Source organism: uncultured Treponema sp., from assembly GCF_934725225.1.
GTDB lineage: Bacteria > Spirochaetota > Spirochaetia > Treponematales > Treponemataceae > Treponema_D.
The window spans coordinates 79,193-99,062 of record NZ_CAKVAM010000001.1; the positions used below are offsets into that span (position 1 = coordinate 79,193).

The following is a 19,870-nucleotide window of genomic DNA, read 5'->3' on the forward strand; positions in this document are numbered from 1 at the left end:
TAACAAAATAAGTATCTAATTTTACAGAATTCAAACTATTTTCGTCAAGGGAATTTTGCCAAAGCCGCTAGAAAAAGTTGAATTTTCCTAGCGACAGGCAATTTTTAATCCTCGTCCGAAGCAGAATCCATTGCTGGAACAACCGCGGCTTCTTCAGCTTCCTTCATTTCAAGCATACGCTGCTCAAGGATTTCCTTCATCTTGGCATCCAAGTCGGCGCTTGAATTGTCCGAAAGCTTTACATTGTTGTACTGGCGGATTCCTGTACCGGCAGGAATTCTGTGTCCAATAATAATGTTTTCCTTAAGACCGTGAAGATTGTCTACAGAACCTGCAATCGCAGCGTTTGTAAGAACACGAGTTGTTTCCTGGAATGAACAAGCCGAAATGAATGAGTCAGCGGCAAGAGCAGCTTTTGTAATTCCCTGGAACATTGGGCAAGCAACAGCTGGCTGTCCGCCTTCCGCAACAACTCTGTCGTTTTCTTCGCGGAATGTGTACTTGTCAACCTGCTGACCGTAGATAAATCTTGTGTCTCCAACTTTGATGATTTCGACTTTCTTAAGCATCTGGCGGATAATAGTTCCGATATGCTTATCATTAATATCTACGCCCTGAGCGCGGTAAACAGACTGAATTTCATCCATAAGGAAGTTCTGAAGGCGGTCTTCACCAAGAACAGAAAGAACATCGTGCGCGTCTACTGCTCCATCGCAAAGTTTTTCTCCGGCTTCAACTTTATCGCCATCGCGGACAAGAAGACGCTTAACCATAGGAACAAGGTGGCTGTGTTCTTTTCCGTATTCATCAACAACGATAACTGTTCTTTTTCCTTTTACAATCTTGTCGAATTTTACAGTTCCAGTAATCTTTGCTATTACAGCAGGATTCTTTGGCTTGCGCGCTTCGAAAAGCTCAGAAACACGAGGAAGACCAAGAGTAATATCGTTTGCCTTTGCAGCGTCTTTTGCCATTTTTGCAAGAGTTGTTCCGGCTTCAACCTTTCCCTTGTCCTTGATGTCGTTGCTCAAAATAGCGCCAACCGGCATGTGGTAGCTTCCAAGCTCGTTTCCGTCTTCGTCCGTAATAATAATACGAGGCTGTTTTACATCAAGGTGAAGATCAGAAATACGGCGTTCAACAGCTCCAGTCTGAATATCAGTCTTTGTTTCAAGAGTTACGCCGTCAATAATGTCTTCATAATGAATGTAGCCTGAAACTTCTGCAATAATCGGCTCGCTATAAGGATCGAATTCACCTACAGGCTCGCCGGCTTTTGCAATGCAAGAAGCTTCTGTGTATTTTGAATATACAGTCGAACCGTTGGAAATTTCAACTTTCTGGTCATTGCTTGTAAGGTAAATCACATTGTCTTTTATGATAATGCGACCACCGTCAGAAGCAAGAACTTCCTGTCCTTTGTGTTTCAGAATCGGATTATCCTTGCGGACATAAGCTCCGTCTTCAACAAGAACTTCATCAGAAGAATCAAAAGCATAAGACTTGAAGAGCTTTGTAACAATCATTGAGCCACGGCGTGTAAAGAGCCAGTCGCCATTTTTTGCAACAACGTGAGTTCCCTCAAGGCTCTTGATGTAAACATCGTATTTCATTGCAATATGGTTGTCTTTCTGTCCACCTTCCGCAGCACCACCAGTATGGAATGTACGAAGTGTAAGCTGTGTACCCGGCTGACCGATTGACTGGGCCGCAATAGTTCCAACCGCTTCACCGATTTCAACAATCTTGTTGCGGGCAAGGTCTTTTCCGTAGCATTTTACGCAGATTCCGTGTTTGCTTTCGCAAGTAAGAACTGTGCGAAGCTTAACTTTTTCAACGCCAGCCTTGTCGATTTTTTCAGCAAGACTTTCATCTATATATTGGTTTACATCGCAAAGAAGTTCGCCGGAAACAGGGTCGATTACACGTTCAATTGTATAATGTCCTGCAATGCGCTTTGCCAAAGGAACAGTAATAGTGTCTCCGTCCTTGATTGCAGCGTAGTCAATTCCGTTGATTGTTCCGCAGTCTTCTTCATTTACAACAACATCCTGAGCAACATCTACAAGACGGCGTGTCATGTAACCGGCATCGGCAGTCTTCAAAGCTGTGTCAGACAAACCTTTGCGCGCACCGTTTGTTGAAATAAAGAATTCAATAACTGAAAGTCCTTCCTTGAAGTTCGCGCGGATTGGAAGTTCAATGATGTCTCCGTTAGGCTTCTGCATAAGTCCACGCATTGCCGCAAGCTGGGAAATCTGTTTCTTTGAACCACGGGCACCAGATGTAGCCATCATATAGATAGTGTTAAATCCGTCCTTGTGTTTTGCAAGGTTGTCCATCATGAGGTTTGTAAGCTTTTCGTTTGTGTTTTCCCAAACTGTAACAGACTTGTTGTAGCGTTCATCAGCTGTAATAGCACCGCTGTTCCACTGACCAACGATTTTTTCAACTTCTTTGTTTGCTTCTGCAACCATAGCTTCTTTTTCTTCTGGAACAAGAATATCGTCCATTGAAAGAGTTGCGCCGTAGAATGTAGCGTTTTTGTATCCGCAGGCTTTGATTGCGTCAAGCATCTGGATTGTAAGCCAGCCGCGGTCAATTGCATAAAGGCTTGGAAGGATTTTTCTGAGCTTGTATTCTTCAAGCGGAGTTTCTCTATTGTAGATTTTGTCAATCTGTTTTCTGAGGGAAGCATCTTCAATGACTTTGTCCAATGTTTCCGCATCAAAAGTTTCAAACTGATATTTTTCTTCAATGAGATTCTTTATGCGCTTGTCGCTTGTCTGCTCGTTGTGGTAAACGCTTTCAATCATCTTCTTGAGCTTTTTGTCGCCAAGCTGCTCGTTGTAGAAGTCAACTTCGTCCGGCATTGACTCATTGAAAGCCATTCGTCCGGCAGATGTAAGAATATACTTGCTGTCAGGCTCTTTGTCGCTGTTTACGCACTTGTTGAGAATATTCTTGTGAACCTTGATTTCCGCCTGCCATTCAATCGCTCCGCTAGAAGCCGCAAGACGAACTTCATCCGCGCTAGAGAAGAATTTTCCTGTGCCTTTTGCATTCGGCTTTATAGAAGTCATGTAGTAAATTCCCAAAACCATGTCCTGAGAAGGAGCTACAATCGTATTTCCGTTTGCCGGGTCAAGAAGGTTGCGTGCAGAAAGCATAAGTGTCCAGCATTCCATCTGCGCAGCCTGAGTAAGAGGCACGTGAATCGCCATCTGGTCGCCGTCGAAGTCAGCGTTAAACGCTTTACAAGCCAAAGGATGAAGCTTCAATGCTTTTCCCGGAACAAGAACCGGCTCAAATGCCTGAATTCCCAAGCGGTGCAAAGTAGGAGCGCGGTTAAGCATTACAGGATGCTCGCGGACAACTTCATCAAGAATTGCAAAAACTTCTGTAGATTCGCTTTCTACAAGTGAACGGGCTTTTTTAATATTGAAGACAACGCCCTTGTCAACAAGTTTCTTCATTATAAATGGCTTGAAAAGTTCCAACGCCATTTTTTCAGGAAGACCGCACTGCCAAAGCTTAAGCTCAGGTCCAACAACAATTACAGAACGTCCAGAATAGTCAACGCGTTTTCCAAGCAAATTCTGGCGGAAACGTCCCTGCTTTCCCTTCAACATATCGCTGATTGATTTAAGCGGACGGTTTGCAGCGCCTTTTAGAACACGCTGTTTGCGCTTAGAGTTGTCAAACAATGAGTCAACTGCTTCCTGAAGCATGCGTTTTTCGTTGCGGATAATAATGTCCGGCGCAGACAAAGACTGAAGCTTCTTTAAACGGTTGTTGCGGTTGATTACACGGCGGTAAAGGTCGTTCAAGTCGGAAGTTGCAAAGCGTCCTCCGTCAAGCTGAACCATAGGGCGCAAATCCGGCGGAATAACCGGAATAACATCCAAAATCATCCAAGAAGCCTTGTTTTCTGAAGTGCGGAAATTTTCTACAATTTCAATTCTCTTCAAAAGACGTTTGTCGCTCTTTGGACCTTTTTCAATCATTTTGGCACGGAGTTCAGCAGCAAGAGCATCAAGATCAAGGTTTTCAAGCAAAGTCTTGATTGCCTCTGCTCCCATTCCCGCTGTAAATGCTCCGCCATAACGTTCCTGCGCTTCAAGATATTCATCTTCTGTCAAAAGCTGATTTTTCTTTAAATCTGTGTCGCCCGGCTCAATTACAATATATTTTTCATAGTAAAGAATTGAGCGGAGAGCTGCCACCTGCAAATCAAGCAAAAGTCCCATGCGGCTAGGAACTGAATGATAATACCAAATGTGGCTAACAGGAGCCGCCAAGTCAATGTGTCCAGTGCGCTCACGGCGGACTTTAAAGTGTGTAACTTCAACTCCACAGCGGTCGCAGACAACGCCTTTATAGCGGATTGACTTGAATTTTCCGCAGTAGCATTCCCATTCTTTTGTTGTACCAAAGATGCGCTCGCAGAAAAGTCCGTCCCTCTCCGGGCGAAGAGTGCGGTAATTTATAGTTTCCGGCTTTTTTACTTCACCGTAAGACCATGAACGGATATTTTCCGGGGAAGCAAGTTTAATTTTAAGGCTTGTGAAATCCTGAATATCACGCATTTTCGTTCTCCTTGTCAAAACCAGCGCCTACTTTGTCAATAAGCTCCTGATCACGTTCAGTAAGGGCAATCTGCTTGCCTTTGTCATCATAAATAGTAAAGTCCAACGCAAGTCCGCGAAGTTCCTGAACCAAAACGTTGAATGATTCCGGCACTCCGATTGGAGCTGTTGGCTCACCCTTGACAATCGACTCGTAAACTTTAGAACGTCCGTTCATGTCATCAGATTTGATTGTCATCATTTCCTGCAATGTATTTGCAGCACCATAAGCCTCAAGCGCCCAAACTTCCATTTCTCCAAGACGCTGACCACCGAACTGGGCTTTTCCTCCCAACGGCTGCTGAGTAACAAGAGAATATGGTCCTGTTGAACGCGCGTGCATCTTGTCGTCAACCAAGTGGTGAAGCTTCATAAAGTATATAACACCAACGAAAATTGGGTTCAGGAAAGGCTCGCCTGTAAATCCGTCGTGCACAATCTGCTTGCAGTCCGGCGAAAGTCCAGCCTGAACAAGTTTTTCCGCAATCTGCTCCTGGCTAGGTGTCTGGAACGCAGGCGAATTATACCATTCATTCAAAACAAGACCGGCTCTTCCAAGCTCAGATTCCATAATCTGTCCGATGTTCATGCGCGAAGGAACACCAAGAGGATTCAAGCAAACATCGAGCGGAGTTCCGTCCTCAAGGTAAGGCATATCTTCAACAGGAAGAATGCGGGCAACAACACCTTTGTTTCCGTGGCGTCCTGCCATCTTATCACCAACAACAAGCTTGCGTTTGTCTGCGATAATAACTTTTACCTGCTCATCTACGCCAGGCTGAAGCTCATCACCCTCACTTCTCTTAAGACGCTGAATGTCAATTACAACGCCCTGAACTCCATGAGGAAGCTTAAGTGAAGAATCGCGGACTTCTTTTGCCTTTTCACCGAAAATAGAATTCAAAAGCTTGAATTCCGGTGTGGTTTCTGTTTCGCTCTTTGGAGTAACTTTTCCAACAAGAATATCGCCCGAGCGGACTTTTGCGCCGATGCGTACAATTCCTTCAGAGTCAAGATTGTCAAGAATTTTTTCTGAAGTGTTTGGAATATCACGTGTAATGCGCTCAGGTCCAAGTTTTGTCTCACGGATTTCAGTCTGGAACTCGTGGATATGAACAGAAGTATACATATCCTCTTTTACAACGCGCTGGCTGATAAGAACAGCATCCTCGTAGTTGTATCCATTCCACGGAACAAATCCAACAAGAATATTGCGTCCCAAAGCAAGCTCACCATTGAAAGTAGCAGGACCGTCTGCAATGACTCCGCCGGCTTCAACGTGCTCGCCAACCTGAACTGTAGGACGCTGATGGTTTACAGTGTCGCTGTTTGTCTTCTGATATTTGAGCAGTGGATATTCATCAAATACATCGCCTTTGACTCCATCTGGCTTGATTTTAATAAGGTCGCTTTCAACCCATTTTACAGTTCCTGCACGGCGGGCTTTTGTAAGAACTCCAGAATCGTAAGCTGTCTTCTGCTCCATGCCTGTGCCAACATGAGGCGGCTCCGGGAACAAAAGAGGAACAGCCTGACGCTGCATGTTACAACCCATCAACGCGCGGTTAGCATCGTCATGCTCAAGGAACGGAACAAGAGAAGCTGAAACAGAAATTACCTGACGTGGAGAAACGTCCATGTACTGAATATCTTTTGGAGAACGGCTTGTGTAGTCTCCACGGTGGCGGCAAGAAACCAAGTCTGTTGGGAACGAACCATCAGCCTTCATTCCTTCTGTAACCTGACCAACGTAGTATTTATCTTCATCCATTGGATCAAGATATTCAACTTCATTTGTTGCCTTTCCGTTTACAACTTTGCGGTAAGGCTCTTCAAGGAAGCCGTATTCATTTACGCGGGTAAAAATCGCAAGGGAAACAATAAGACCGATATTCGGACCTTCAGGAGTTTCAATAGGGCACATTCGTCCATAATGAGTATAGTGAACGTCGCGGACTTCAAAGCCTGCCCTGTCGCGTGAAAGACCGCCCGGTCCCAATGCGTTAAGACGGCGTTTATGAGTAAGCTCTGCAAGCGGATTACACTGATCCATGAACTGTGAAAGCTGGCTTGAACCAAAGAATTCACGGATAGAAGAAATAATCGGCTTTATAGAAATCAAATCTCCCGGTTTAAGAGTTTCAGTTTCCTTTAAGTTCATGCGGTCCTTTGCAATGCGCTCCATGCGTGCAAAAGCTGTCTTGAACTGATTTGTAAGAAGCTCGCCAACAGAACGAACACGGCGGCGTCCCAAGTGGTCAATATCATCAAGTGGCTCGTCGCCAATGTAAACTTCTATAAGATGCTTCATTGTGTTGATGATGTCTTCTTTTGTAAGTGTTACATCTTCAACCGGCTCTTTATAGTCGAATTTTTTATTAAGCTTGTAGCGTCCAACGCGTCCCAAGTCGTAGCGGCGCACGCTAAAGAACATAGTTGTAAGGTCGCGTTCTGCAGCTTCAACAGTAATCGGCTCGCCCGGCATCAAGACAGCGTAAACTTTTGAAAGGCATTCTTCCTTTGTAGGCTCGTCCGCAGTAGAAGAACCTTCCTTAGAGAACACAATTTCTTCACGCTCAAAGCAGTTCACAATCATTTCGCTGTCCAAAGAAGGATTTTTTTCCTCTTTGTCGTCAGGGCGTTTTTTCATGTTGAACTTTATTACATTTATTTCCTTGATTCCGTTTGCAACAAGGTCATCAATATCATGCGGATGAAGCTTGTCGCCTGCGCGGAACAATTTCTTTTCTTCGCCAGCTTCCTCATCTTTTATGATTACCGGTTTTCCAAGAACTCTTCCTGAAAGCTCGTCGCGTTTTTCTGAATCTGAAGGAATTTTTACATCTTCTGTAACATAGAAGCAATTTAGAATTTCTTCACGTGTTGAATATCCAAGCGCACGGAGGAAAATTGTGCCCAAGATTTTCTTCTTGCGGTCGATTTTTGCGTAAATAAGTTCTTTTTTCTGGTCGATTTCAAATTCAAGCCAAGAACCGCGGTAAGGAATTATGCGACTAGACAAAACGCCCTTGTCGCGCTGAAAAATAACTCCAGGCGAACGGTGAATCTGGCTTACAACAACGCGTTCTGCGCCATTGATAACGAAAGTTCCCCTGTCTGTCATAAGAGGAACATCGCCCATGTAAATATCTTTTTGGAGAATAGCTCCAGTTTCTTTAAAATTAAGATTGATGCGGGCCTTTAACGGAACTGCATAAGAAACACCTTTTTTCTTGCATTCCTGCTCGGTGAATTTCATTCCGGCATAGTCAAGCTCATAAAATTCATATTCAAGCGACATATCACCGGCCGGACTTTCAATAGGGAAAGTTGAAGTGAAAACTTCCTGAAGTCCTTGATTTAAAAGCGGCTCGCCTTTTTCAATTCTGTCTTTTTGGATGAATTCTTCGTAGGAAGAAAGCTGAATGTCGATAAGATTAGGAAGCTCCATGAAATCCTGGATGTCTTTTCCTATGTACTGGCGAACAATTTTCTTGCTCTTTGCGAACATCAAATACCTCTTTAGGGGTTATGAACTGGTACGCCCAGACCGCTACAAGCAAAGACTTTGCTCAGCACGAGAAAAAGCGCCCTATCGGAAATCTCTGTCCCGGCAGATTTATTTTTATTTTCAAGCCAACCTGCAGGCTCTTTTGACAACAAAAGCTTCAGGAAAAGGAAAACCTTTCCCTGAAGCTAGAGTTCAAGTTTTATAAATGTCTTGAAGAAAAACAATCAAGCATCTGCCAGATTATTTCTTGCTAACTTTTCCACCAGCAGCAGTGATGTCAGCGATAAGCTTGTCAGCATCAGCCTTAGATACTCCCTCTTTAACAACCTGTGGAGCACCAGTAACGATTGCCATTGCTTCTTTAAGACCAAGACCTGTTGCAGCCTTAACAGCCTTAATAACATCCATCTTCTTTGCTGGATCAATAGATTCAAGAGTAACAGTAAATTCTGTCTGCTCTTCTTCAGCTGCCGCTGCTGGACCTGCTGCTACTGCTACAGGTGCTGCCGCAGAAACACCGAATTTTTCTTCCATTGCTTTTACGAGATCAGCTGCCTGCTGAACTGTCATGTTTGCAATTGCTTCAAGAATTTCATCATTTGTAAGAGCTGCCATATTGTCTTCTCCGTAATCAAATATGATTAGTAATTTCCGTGCAGATAAAAACAAACTGTTCCTAAACCCTGCATCGGTTTGTCTGCGGACAGTCGACAGCTATGAAGCCTGACCGCAGGGAAAAATTCCGCTCTGGGCATCGCAAAAAGCATTTGCCCTGCTGAATTTACTCAGCTGCTGGAGCTGGAGCTGCTTCGGCTGCTGGAGCCTCTGCCGCAGGAGCTGCCTCTTCCGCCTTTGGAGCAGCAGAAGCCGGACCTTCTTTTTCCAGTTTTTCAACATATGCTTGCAATGTTCCAGCAAGTTTTCTTGCAGGTCCATTGATTGCAGACATAAGCATTGCGATGAGCTGTTTCTTTCCAGGGAGTTTTGCAAACGCCTCGATTTTTGCAGCATCATAAAGCTCGTCTTCTACCCAAGCGCCTTTTACAACGAGGGCTGGAGCTTCTTTCGCAAAGTCAAACAAAACTTTTGCAGATTCATTAGCCTCTTCCTTAATCATGGCAATAGCCGTTGGTCCAGAAAGATACTGAGCAACTGCATCATTTTTCATTTCGTCAAAAGCTACACGAGCAAAGTTATTCTTGATAACCTTGAACTGAGAATTCTTTTCACGCAAAGAATGGCGGAGCTTTGAAATCTGCTCAACAGTAAGTCCTCTGTATTCAACAAAGATAAAATCTTTATATTCACTAAGAACTTTCTTTGCTTCTTCAATAGCCTGTGCTTTGCTAGGCTGAATCTTTTTTGCCAAAATAGCCATTATTCTGCCTCCTTAAAGTCAATCCAAACGCCAGGTCCCATTGAAGAGCTGATTGAAACAGAACGTACAAATCCGACTTTTGCATCAGCTGGCTTTTTGCGCTCAAGTTCTGTGAGGAAAACTTTTACGTTTTCAGCTGTGTCTTTTGAATCCATGGAAACTTTTCCAACAGGAATATGAACAACACCAGTCTTGTCTGCGCGGAATTCTGTACGTCCTTTTTTAAGTTCAGCGACAGCCTGCGCAATGTTTGGTGTTACAGTTCCTGTCTTAGGGTTAGGCATAAGACCTTTGCGTCCCAAAACCATACCAAGACGCCCAACGTCTTTCATCATATCTGGAGTAGCAACTGCAACATCAAAATCAAGCCAGCCGCCCTTTACTTTTTCAATGTACTCTGTACCTGCATAAGTTGCGCCTGCATCAAGAGCTTCCTTTACACGGTCATCTTTACAGAAAACAAGAACGCGCTTTTCAGCAGTAAACTGGTGCGGGAATACAAGAGTATCACGTACAGTCTGGTTTTTTTCCAGCTTAAGGGAAACTGAAAGTTCAACTGTCTCGTCGAACTTTACATAGTGAAGATCTTTTACAAGCTGGCAAGCTTCTGAAATTCCATAAGCCTTTGCCGGATCATATTTCTTCAATGATTCGCGGTATTTCTTTCCGTGCTTCATTATTCAGCCTCCACTTCTACGCCCATACTGCGAGCAGTACCAGCGATGATTTTCTTAGCAGCCTCAATGTCGTTTGCATTAAGATCAGGAAGTTTCTGTTTTGCAATTTCTTCAAGAGACGCCTTTGAAAGTTTTCCAACTTTGTTACGAAGCGGATTTCCAGAGCCTTTCTGGATTCCAACAGCCTTCTTAATAAGAACAGCTGCAGGAGGAGTCTTGAGAATAAATGTGTAAGATTTGTCCTGATAGACAGTGATGACTACAGGGATAATAAGTCCCTTTTCCATGCTCTTTGTGCGGTCATTGAATTCCTGAACGAACTTAGGTGCAGAAACTCCGTGAGGTCCAAGAGCCGGTCCAATAGGTGGAGCTGGTGTAGCAGCGCCGGCAGGGCACTGAAGTTTAATAACAGCTGTAACCTTCTTTGTGGCCATAATGTATCTCCTTACATTGGTGGTGGGTATCAGATTTTCTGAACCCTAGCGAAATGCCTATGTCCAACGGACTTGCACTTCTCCCAAATTAAGAAAAAAGCATTCATTGCGAATGCAAAATTCTATCAAACATCAGAGCCAGTTTCAAAAATGCTGATTAAAACTGGCATAAAAGTTAAACTGCAAAAAGCAGCCTATATTTTTTCAACTTGAAGAACATCAACTTCAACAGGAGTTGCTCTTCCAAAAATCTGAACATTAACACGAAGCTTGTTCTTTTCTGTATTTATATCTTCGATAGCGCCGCTGAAAGTTGCAAAAGGACCTTCTGTGATTTTTACAGTCTCGCCAACTTCAAAGTTCTGCTTGATGCGAACCTGTTTTTCACCTTTAAGCTCGCCAGCCATCTGCAAGATATTTTTTGCTTCATCTGTGGAAATTGGACGCGGCTTTTCAGAAGGTTTAACGCCAACAAAACCAGTTACGCCCTGAACACGGCGGATTAAAGAGCAGGTATTCTTCCAGCCAATCTGCGGAAGATCCATTTCAATCATAATATAGCCAGGAAGAATCAAATTGTTGCGGACGTGCTTTTTTCCATTTGAAATTTCAACAACTTCTTCCATTGGAACTTTTACTTGAAAAACAATATTTGAATCAAGCTTCTGCTCTGTGAGCATAGTTGCCAATGTTCTTTGAATTTTCTGTTCGTAGCCTGAATAAGTCTGAAGAATATACCAGCTTCTTGCCATTTGATTCCCCTAGAATACGAGGCGGAGGCCTTCTGTAAACAGCCAGTCAAGAAGACCAAGAATCAATGCAACAATAATTGTAGAGATGAAAACAACCTTTGTAGAAGAAAGAACGTCGCTACGTGTAGGCCAAGTTACTTTTCTAAGCTCTCCGGCACATTCTTTAAAAAACTGAAAAATCTTTTTCATTTTCATCCTCGTCTTTTGTAAATTAACAGGCCAGGCAGGACTCGAACCCGCGACAACCGGTTTTGGAGACCGGGACTCTACCAACTGAGCTACTGACCTAAAATATATTCAGCCTCCCTAGAAGAAGGCATATATTTTATTTAGCTTTTGTTTCCTTGTGAAGGATTTCTTTGCGGCAGAACGGGCAGTACTTGTTCTTTTCAAGTTTGCCAGTGATATTCTTGCGGTTTTTGTATGTTGTGTAATTTTTGCGTTTGCATTCTGTGCACTGCAATGCAATGATTTCTACGGCTGACTTTTTCTTGCTTGCCATAATATTTGCTCCTCTGTTTTTCTAATCTTATAGCTCCCGAGCGGAATCGGACCGCTGACCTCATCGTTACCAACGATGTGCTCTACCGACTGAGCTACAAGAGCATAGGGATAATATTCCCTTGAAAAATGGTATGTTTTGGAAATATAACTTAATAGAAAAAATATGTCAATAAGAGATTCCTGAATTTGTTGAAATTCAAATAATATTTTTAAAACAATAGCTTTACTGGCGGCATTCCTGCGTAAAAGTTGTATGCGGCGGAACAGATTTTGTAATCCAAGTATTTCCGCCTATAACGCAACCTTCCCCGATGACGGTATTTCCGCCTAGAATCGTCGCGTTGGCATAAATTGTAACATTGTCTTCTATTGTTGGGTGGCGTTTTTTATTCATAAGCTCCTTTTTTACGCTCAAAGCACCCAAAGTAACGCCTTGGTAAATCTTCACGTTGTTGCCGATAATGCAGCTTTCGCCGATTACAACGCCAGTTCCGTGGTCAATAAAAAAACTTTCGCCGATTTTTGCGCCCGGATTTATATCGATTCCAGTGTGGCTGTGCGCGTACTCGCTCATTATGCGCGGAATAACAGGAACTCCGCTTTCAGAAAGGAAATGCGCAATTCTATAAACGGAAATCGCCTCAAGGCACGGATACGAAACTATTACTTCCTCACTGGACTTTGCCGCCGGATCTCCAGCATTGGCAGCCTGAACATCAAGCCCGATTTTTCTGCGGATTTCTGGAATTTCCTCAATGAGAGCAAGAGAAGCCTTTTCAGCAAGATTAAAGCAGTGTGAAAGCTCCACTTTGTCGTTCTGAACAACAAAAGAAAGGGCTTTTTTAATTTCGCGGGTAAGCATTGAAACTATGCGGTTCACGCGTTCGCCTGTAACAAATCTCAACGTAAGCGAATCAATTTCCTCTGCGACCCTGTAGCCCGGAAAAATCAAGCACTGAATATCCTTTAGAACAGTTATAACATTTTCCCTGTTTGGAAACTTCATGGCTTCATCAAGGTTTATTCCTCCGTACTTTTGGTAAGACTCAAGTATTTTTTCTACGGCAGTGTCAATTGTCGCGCTCATAAGACCTCGCTTTTAATTTTTCGCAACGCAAACTGGCTAGCTCCAGTACTTTTTGCCCCAGTTTTCAAAATTCCATTCATCGGAATATTCATTGCATTCATAGTCAATGTAATACAAAAGTCCGTTCTGTACAATAAAATTTGTAGGATAATAGTCGATATTAAGGTGAAGCGGATAAAGTTTGCGGCACATTTCTTCCACTTGAGCGATGTATTCGGGCTTTACAAGTTTTTCCTTGGCAAGCTGCTCGATTGTCGGGCCGTCAATATATTCCTTTAAAATGCGCTCATTCTGAACATCGTGCGCAATCATAAGCGGAATTCTTATGCCGGCATTCTTTAGACGCTCGTAATCGTTAAGTTCCGCCATTATCTTGTTGCCAAACTGATAGTAGCTGCAAGGCTCATGGTGAATCTGCTTAAGAACAAAAAACTTTCCATCGTAAGAAGCAAGGTACGAATATCCGCCCTTGCCTTTTCCCAAAAGTTTTTCCAGCCGGTAATTTTTGCCGTTCAACGAAACATACGAATTAAGTTCAAGCATGGTGTAACAATCTCTCCTTTTTGGTTTTGTAATTATTGAAAAAACTCCGCAAGATTTTTTAAAACACGCCGTACTTTTAAATTTCACGCCGAGAATTTGGGGAAAACACGGCATGTTTTTTATTTTATAGTACGCGCAAGGCGGAAACCGTTATCTTTGTAAAGAAACTGTGTTAGCTCATTTTCAGATTGGTAAGAGCGACTAAAAATATTTTTAGAGTCTGTATCAAAAACACTTCCACCTCTACGTATGCATCCTGTTCCGCTTTCAACAGGATCTGTTACTTCCATTTCAGAAATATTGTTTGATCTATCAGAACAAAACTCCCAGCAGTTTCCGCTCATATCATAAAGTCCAAGGCTATTGGATTTTTTTAGCCCAACCTCATGGCTTTTCTTAGTCGCTCTATTATCATCATAATTATACCAAGCAACTTTATCTATATCTTTACTGCCAACATAAGTGTAATTCCAGTTGCTTCCATCTTGTTTTCCGCCACGGGCTGCAAATTCCCACTCTGCTTCTGTAGGCAAACGATAGCCGTTATTTTCTAGTTTATACGAAATTTGCCAGTTTGGAGCAACTGCCTTAATATTACTAAGGTCAATATTGTCATAGTCAATTTCACTGCCATTCGACTGAATTTCATAGCATTTATCAAGTCCCATTAATATAGAAAGTTTATTGCAGAACAAAATTGCATGATACCAATATATACCTTCAACTGGGCGCAGTTCTTGAGTTTCACCGTCTTCAGGAGGATAAGAGTCTCCTTGTTGTTTGCTCGGATTTTCTCCCATTACAGCCTCATAAAGTTCCTGCGTTACTTCGTATTTTCCTATGCTGTAAGGACTTAAAGTTACTGTGCGACCGTCAATAAAAACGCCTGAGCTTCCGCTTCCTGTAATTGTTGTGGCTTTCTCAATTACATCTGCAAGGGCTGTCTTTTTATATTCCTTTCCATTTATAACAATATTATCCGCAGAAAACAGAATCATGCTTAACGGACAGTCCGCGGTTTTTCCTTCTTCTACTGTTACAGCAGTACTTCCAGACGCGATAAGCTCATCATTGTTCGCAGAATCTCTCGCTTCCGCTTCAACGGTATATTCGCCGGCTTCAAGTTCTGTGAACTCTATTACCCCCCCCCACAGAACCTTTCGTTTCAGAATAAACTTCATTTGTTACACGCACAACAAACTTGTCGGCATTTTCTTTGTTGTAAACATAGCGTCCGCCCGGCAAAGCCACACGGATTGACCCACCTTTTTCAGAGCCGCCGCTCATGTTCATGCAGGACGCAGCCACAAATAAAAACGCAAATAAAGCCGGAACAATAAATTTCTTCATAAAAGACCTCCAATGAATTGATTTCTGACCGAGTTTCTTTCAGAAACATCGCGGGTCAAGCCCGAAAATGACAGTTTTCCTAACATTTTCATGTCATTCCCGCAGTTGATGCTGCGACGTTTGCGTAGCAAACTCGGTTTGGAATCTCTGTTATAACAAACTTTTCAAGAATCTATTTTACATTATACTGAATAAATTTCAAAAAACAACTTTTTGGCGAAAATTTATTGAGAATTTTCCTTGAGTAAATACGTTATTTTCCATTGGCAAATAGCTTATTTACCTTAGGAAAATAGTCTATTTACCACAGGTAAATATATTGTTTACCCAGGGTAAATAGATTAGTTGACTGTTAGTAGAGAAACCGTTAGATTTTTCAAATCCGTGTGGAAAAATAAAGCAAAATCTATTCTATTTTATTGTTGTCCAAATATGCGATGGAATACAAGGATTTATATTCTTTATTCTAAAAAGTTCTGGCAGGTTTACAAATTCATAGCCGCGGGATTTTAAAACTGGAATGGCGGACTTAACAGCCTGAACTGTAGCATAATTTTCTTCCATTACGTGAAGAAGCACAATCTGTCCATCTTCCGCAGATTTTAAAATACGCTCAGTTCTTTGTTCAGCAGTAATTTCAGGAAGCCAATCCTCGCAGCTTTTTCCGCCAATAAAGGGAACTTTTATAGCTTTGTACATATTGACGCTTACGCTGATATAAGGCGGACGGAAAAATTCACTTCTTTTGCCGATGCACTTTTCTATAAGGGATTCAGTTTTTTCATATTCGTCCTGAATCATGGCTATGCTCATTTTTGACATATCGGAATGCGTAAACGAATGATTTTGAATGTCGCATCCCATTTTAAATGCGCGCCTTACAACTTTTGCAGACTCTTCGTTAATTTTGTTTCCGACTAAAAAAAATGACGCTGGAATCTCATTAAATTCAAGAACATCCAGCATGTCTGCCATAATATTTGCATTAGGTCCATCATCAAACGAAAGCGTTATATGCTTCATAAACTTCTTTTGTACTCTCCAAATGAAAAGACATTTTATTATACAAAATTCCAGCGGAAAACGAGCTGTCCCGCACTAATTTCTTACAAATATAACAAGGTCGCCTTTTTGTTTTCTTGCTTCAAAATTGTACTTTTTTCCGTTTTTTGAGACAACTGCAAAGTATCTAAAATTATGAAGTGTTTTTTCAATAGGAGAATCCAAATCTTCCGAGTCATTATATTCTTGCAGAATAACACCGCCGGCTTTTTTCCAGCCTTTATCCTTGCAATCAGAAGCATAGACAGCAAATGAAATTCCATAATCGTCAGTAAGATTTACAAACTCTATTTCTTCATAAAACTTGCCTTTTATATTGTCTGAATCAATTATAAAGGCGGTTTCAAGTTCCTTTTCAAAATCAAATTCGGAATCTGGCATTACAAAAATGCAAAGGTCATTATCAATTTTCTGTACACGGTAATTGTAAGATTTATGGTTTTTAGGAACTACTGCAAAATACTGAATTTGAGAAATGCGGTCTTCCATGTGGGAGTCAACATCTTCTGAATCGTAAAAATCCTTTAAGTATGTGCTTCCATAGAACTGCCATGAGGCATTTTTGTTATCATAATAATAAACCTCAAAGCCAAGCTGCTCGTCAGTTTCGTTTATAAGTTTTACATCTTCTCTTGCTTTTCCAGCTATAGAATTGGCATCAAGGACAAACGCATTTTCAGCATCAAGGTTAAAATCAGGAGCCTGAGCAAAACAAGCAAAACTAAAAACTAGGCAGACAAAAAAAACAATCTTTTTCATATATTCTTCCATAAATAATTCTTCTCTCACTGATTGAAATTTAACATTTCTAAAAAAGTTACGCAAGAAAATAGCAAGCAGACTGCGCAACAAGATTTACCAGACCTATTTTTTAAACTCTGTCTTTAAAATCAAAGTATTCTATGATACAATTGCATTATGCAGATTATTCCAGTAGCAAGCGGCAAAGGCGGCGTTGGAAAAAGCCTTTTAAGCGCAAACCTTGCAATTGCCCTTGGTCAGGCAGGCAAAAAAGTTCTTCTCATTGACTTGGATTTGGGAGCTTCAAACCTTCACCTTGTAATAGGCCATCCTAATCCAAAAGCAGGAATCGGCACATTTCTTACAGGCGAAAGCAAGTTTGAAGACATAATTTGCCCGACGGACTACGACAATGTAAGTTTTATTGCAGGCGACTCTGAAATTCCGGGGCTTACTTCGCTCAAAGTCAGCCAGAAAAACGAGCTTATAAAAAGCTTCAATAAACAGGAATCTAAATTCGACTATCTGATTCTGGATTTGGGAGCAGGAACTCATCTTACAATTCTTGATATGTTTCTTCTTTCTCCGCAGGGAATTGTTGTTACAGCTCCGACAGTTACCGCCACGCTGAACGGTTATCTGTTCCTTAAGAATGTAATGTTCCGCATGATGTACAACACTTTCAAAAAAGGAAGCGCAGGCTACAAATATCTTGAGTCTCTAAAAAAAGATTCGCTTTCGCTCCAGCGGCTTTATATTCCAAAGCTTGTTGAAATTCTTGAAAAAGAAGACCCGGAAGGAACTGCATTGTTCAAAAAGCGCATAAATGAATTTCATCCGCGGCTCGTTCTTAACATGATAGACGATCCAAAGGACGCAGACAGAGCGCAAAGAATCCGCCGTTCATGCCAGCAGTATTTGGATTTGGACTTGGATCATCTTGGCGTAATTTACCGCGACACTTTGCAGGACAAGGCTCTTTCTTCAAGGCTGCCGGTCATTGTTTACAAGCCGCAGTCAATTATAGGACAAGCAATCTACAGAATCGCAGAAAAAATAATTCAGTCTGAAACTTTAAAGTTCGACGACAGCTACGACATAACCCAGGCTTCAGACACTTCATTTGAAATTGCCACGGAAGAAGCCAACGATGACTTTGGGCAGAAAATGGCTTACATTGAAGAACTTGCAGGAACTGGCGCGCTTACTGCCGGGGAACTTGCGGAAACTTTAAAGCAGCAGCAGTACGAGCTTACAAGGCTGAAAAACGAAAACAATCTATTAAAGAAAAAACTTCTGGAAGCAGCGGCAAAAGGCTTCAAGGTGTAAGACAAAATGCTAAATTCTCTTTTATATATAAAATATCCGTCTTGGATTCACCCGGAGCTTTTTCCCGGAGTTCCGCTTTTGGGACTTGTGCGCTGGTACGGTCTTATGTACATAATCGCATTTGGAACTGCTTTTTATATTCTGCGGAAAATTCAGCGTGAAGGCGCATTGGACACACCAGATTCAAAAACTACGGAAGACGACATTTTTAGCTTTATCGCATTCGGAATTATTTTTCTTTTGGCAGGCGCGCGGATTTTTTCAACGCTTGTGTATGACACTTCCGGGCTTTACTGGAAAAAGCCTTGGCTGATTTTCTGGCCGTTCGACACAGTAACAAAAAGATTCACAGGTCTTGCGGGAATGTCCTATCACGGCGGATTCCTCGGCGGACTTGTGGGAATGCTAATCTGGTGCAAAAAACACAAAAAACCAGCACTCAAATGGATTGACGCAATGGCAGTTGCAATTCCGCTCGGCTACACTTTCGGACGAATCGGAAACTTTATGAACGGCGAGCTTTACGGCAGAATAACAAAAGCTCCCTGGGGAATTGTTTTTCCGCGCGCAGAAACTTTTTCTTCAAGCTTGGACTGGGTAAAGGAATTCGCTTCTTCAATAGGAATGTCTCTTGACGGCGCAAGGCTTGTAAATCTTCCGCGGCATCCAAGCCAGCTTTACGAGGCTCTTTTTGAAGGACTTTTGCTTTTTGTTCTTATTTTGCGCCTGCGAAAGAAAAAACCGTTCGACGGATTTCTTACAGCGTGCTACACAGTTGGCTACGGATTTGTGCGGTTCTTTATAGAATATTTCCGCGAGCCAGACGCAGACATTGGCTACAGAATTTCCGCAACGAAAGACGCTGCAATTTATACAAACACTTCGCTTTTAAATCTTAGCACAGGACAAATTTTCTGCCTTATGATGATTGCAGGCGGAATCCTTATGATTTTTATCCTTGCAATGCTGAACAAAAAAAATGACGGAAATAGAAAAGCACTACAATAAGCACAAAGAAGAAAACAGGCTTTTGACACGGCACGGCAAAGTTGAATTAGCAGTCGCAATGAAATACATCCACGATTTTCTTCCTGCGCAAAACAAACAGCTTTTTAAAATTGCGGACATTGGAGCCGGAACAGGAAGATATTCAGTTGCGCTTGCAAAAGAAGGTTTTGACGTTACGGCAGTTGAACTTGTAAAGCACAATCTTGAAATACTTGAATCCAAGCACGAGCGCGTAAAATGCTGGCCGGGAAATGCGCTTGACCTTAGCTTTTTGCCAGATGAAACTTTTGACGCAACAATTCTTTTTGGTCCGCTTTATCATCTTCACAAGGAAGAAGAAAAACTTACAGCATTAAAAGAAGCGCGCAGAATAACAAAAAAAGGCGGAACGATTTTTGCCGCGTATCTTTTAAACGAATACAGCATTCTTTCATATTGCTTTGCGCAAAACAGAATCCTTGAGCTTATAAAAAGTGGAAATGTTTCCAAAGATTTTCACATTGTGCCAAAAGAAAATGAGCTTTACGACTATGTCCGCCTAGAAGATATTGACAGGCTGAATAATTTAAGCGGACTCAAGCGGATAAAGATATTTTCTCCAGACGGACCTGCGGACTTTATGCGCAAAGAACTGAACGCAATGTCAGAAGAAACTTTTGAAAAATTCATTGAATACCAAATTTGCAATGCTGAACGCCCCGAACTTTTAGGCGCAGGCTCCCACCTTGTAGATGTTTTGAAAAACTGAAAGACTAAACATTGAATTTTATATTTTACTGTCATTCCCATGCTACGACATGGGAATCTGTTATAAAATTTCAATAGATTATCGGGTCAAGCCCGATAATGACATAACATAATTCCTG

General features: G+C 42.0%; 18 protein-coding genes and 2 tRNA genes. 3 read left to right on the top strand and 17 right to left on the bottom strand.

Annotation, left to right across the window (positions count from 1 at the left end):
• Positions 1-104: 104 nt before the first annotated feature.
• From rpoC to Q0H92_RS00575, 17 genes are all read right to left on the bottom strand, one after another.
• Positions 105-4,589 (bottom strand): DNA-directed RNA polymerase subunit beta', encoded by a 4,485-nt coding sequence (rpoC, locus tag Q0H92_RS00495; protein ID WP_296010385.1) that lies wholly within the window; start codon positions 4,587-4,589, stop codon positions 105-107.
• Complete coding sequence (rpoB, locus tag Q0H92_RS00500; protein WP_296010390.1) at positions 4,582-8,139, bottom strand: DNA-directed RNA polymerase subunit beta; 3,558 nt, start codon at positions 8,137-8,139, stop codon at positions 4,582-4,584. Before rpoB ends, rpoC begins: the two co-directional genes overlap by 8 nt.
• A 240-nt stretch (positions 8,140-8,379) precedes the next feature.
• Positions 8,380-8,754 carry a 50S ribosomal protein L7/L12 gene (gene rplL / locus Q0H92_RS00505; RefSeq protein ID WP_013702575.1) on the bottom strand — a complete coding sequence of 125 codons (375 nt, stop codon included), beginning with the start codon at positions 8,752-8,754 and terminating at the stop codon, positions 8,380-8,382.
• Between the two features lie 166 nt (positions 8,755-8,920).
• Positions 8,921-9,517 (bottom strand): 50S ribosomal protein L10, encoded by a 597-nt coding sequence (gene rplJ / locus Q0H92_RS00510; RefSeq protein WP_273353404.1) that lies wholly within the window; start codon positions 9,515-9,517, stop codon positions 8,921-8,923.
• Complete coding sequence (gene rplA / locus Q0H92_RS00515; protein WP_013702577.1) at positions 9,517-10,194, bottom strand: 50S ribosomal protein L1; 678 nt, start codon at positions 10,192-10,194, stop codon at positions 9,517-9,519. Before rplA ends, rplJ begins: the two co-directional genes overlap by 1 nt.
• On the bottom strand, positions 10,194-10,628 hold the full coding sequence (gene rplK, locus Q0H92_RS00520; RefSeq protein ID WP_013702578.1) for a 50S ribosomal protein L11: 435 nt from the start codon (positions 10,626-10,628) through the stop codon (positions 10,194-10,196). Before rplK ends, rplA begins: the two co-directional genes overlap by 1 nt.
• Positions 10,629-10,822: 194 nt before the next feature.
• On the bottom strand, positions 10,823-11,380 hold the full coding sequence (nusG, locus tag Q0H92_RS00525) for a transcription termination/antitermination protein NusG (protein ID WP_013702579.1): 558 nt from the start codon (positions 11,378-11,380) through the stop codon (positions 10,823-10,825).
• Positions 11,381-11,389: 9 nt separating this feature from the next.
• A complete protein-coding gene (gene secE / locus Q0H92_RS00530) occupies positions 11,390-11,569 on the bottom strand; it encodes a preprotein translocase subunit SecE (RefSeq protein ID WP_288566840.1) in 180 nt (59 codons plus the stop codon).
• Between the two features lie 26 nt (positions 11,570-11,595).
• Positions 11,596-11,668: transfer RNA gene (locus Q0H92_RS00535), tRNA-Trp, on the bottom strand.
• A gap of 37 nt (positions 11,669-11,705) precedes the next feature.
• Positions 11,706-11,882, bottom strand: a complete 177-nt coding sequence (rpmG, locus tag Q0H92_RS00540; RefSeq protein ID WP_177528792.1) for a 50S ribosomal protein L33 — start codon at positions 11,880-11,882, stop codon at positions 11,706-11,708.
• A gap of 31 nt (positions 11,883-11,913) precedes the next feature.
• A tRNA-Thr gene (locus Q0H92_RS00545) sits at positions 11,914-11,986 on the bottom strand.
• 121 nt (positions 11,987-12,107) lie between these two features.
• Positions 12,108-12,971, bottom strand: coding sequence for a serine O-acetyltransferase EpsC (epsC, locus tag Q0H92_RS00550; RefSeq protein ID WP_296010395.1), 864 nt, complete (start codon positions 12,969-12,971; stop codon positions 12,108-12,110).
• A gap of 36 nt (positions 12,972-13,007) precedes the next feature.
• A complete protein-coding gene (locus Q0H92_RS00555; protein WP_296010397.1) occupies positions 13,008-13,514 on the bottom strand; it encodes a hypothetical protein in 507 nt (168 codons plus the stop codon).
• A gap of 119 nt (positions 13,515-13,633) precedes the next feature.
• Positions 13,634-14,695, bottom strand: coding sequence for an SUMF1/EgtB/PvdO family nonheme iron enzyme (locus Q0H92_RS00560; RefSeq protein WP_296010400.1), 1,062 nt, complete (start codon positions 14,693-14,695; stop codon positions 13,634-13,636).
• Positions 14,634-14,864 carry a hypothetical protein gene (locus Q0H92_RS00565; RefSeq protein ID WP_296010403.1) on the bottom strand — a complete coding sequence of 77 codons (231 nt, stop codon included), beginning with the start codon at positions 14,862-14,864 and terminating at the stop codon, positions 14,634-14,636. Before Q0H92_RS00565 ends, Q0H92_RS00560 begins: the two co-directional genes overlap by 62 nt.
• Positions 14,865-15,275: 411 nt before the next feature.
• Positions 15,276-15,887: a polysaccharide deacetylase family protein gene (locus Q0H92_RS00570; RefSeq protein ID WP_296010406.1), complete on the bottom strand. Its 612-nt coding sequence runs from the start codon at positions 15,885-15,887 to the stop codon at positions 15,276-15,278.
• Positions 15,888-15,962: 75 nt separating this feature from the next.
• Positions 15,963-16,685: a hypothetical protein gene (locus Q0H92_RS00575; RefSeq protein ID WP_296010409.1), complete on the bottom strand. Its 723-nt coding sequence runs from the start codon at positions 16,683-16,685 to the stop codon at positions 15,963-15,965.
• 159 nt (positions 16,686-16,844) lie between these two features.
• On the opposite strand from Q0H92_RS00575, the gene Q0H92_RS00580 reads away from it, so the two are divergent.
• The 3 genes from Q0H92_RS00580 to Q0H92_RS00590 are packed head-to-tail and all read left to right on the top strand — an operon-like array spanning position 16,845 to position 19,752.
• A complete protein-coding gene (locus tag Q0H92_RS00580; protein WP_296010412.1) occupies positions 16,845-17,996 on the top strand; it encodes an AAA family ATPase in 1,152 nt (383 codons plus the stop codon).
• Positions 17,997-18,002: 6 nt separating this feature from the next.
• On the top strand, positions 18,003-19,004 hold the full coding sequence (gene lgt, locus Q0H92_RS00585; protein WP_296010421.1) for a prolipoprotein diacylglyceryl transferase: 1,002 nt from the start codon (positions 18,003-18,005) through the stop codon (positions 19,002-19,004).
• Positions 18,976-19,752 (top strand): class I SAM-dependent methyltransferase, encoded by a 777-nt coding sequence (locus tag Q0H92_RS00590; protein ID WP_296010424.1) that lies wholly within the window; start codon positions 18,976-18,978, stop codon positions 19,750-19,752. The genes lgt and Q0H92_RS00590 overlap by 29 nt, the downstream gene beginning before the upstream one ends.
• The last annotated feature ends 118 nt before the right edge of the window (positions 19,753-19,870 follow it).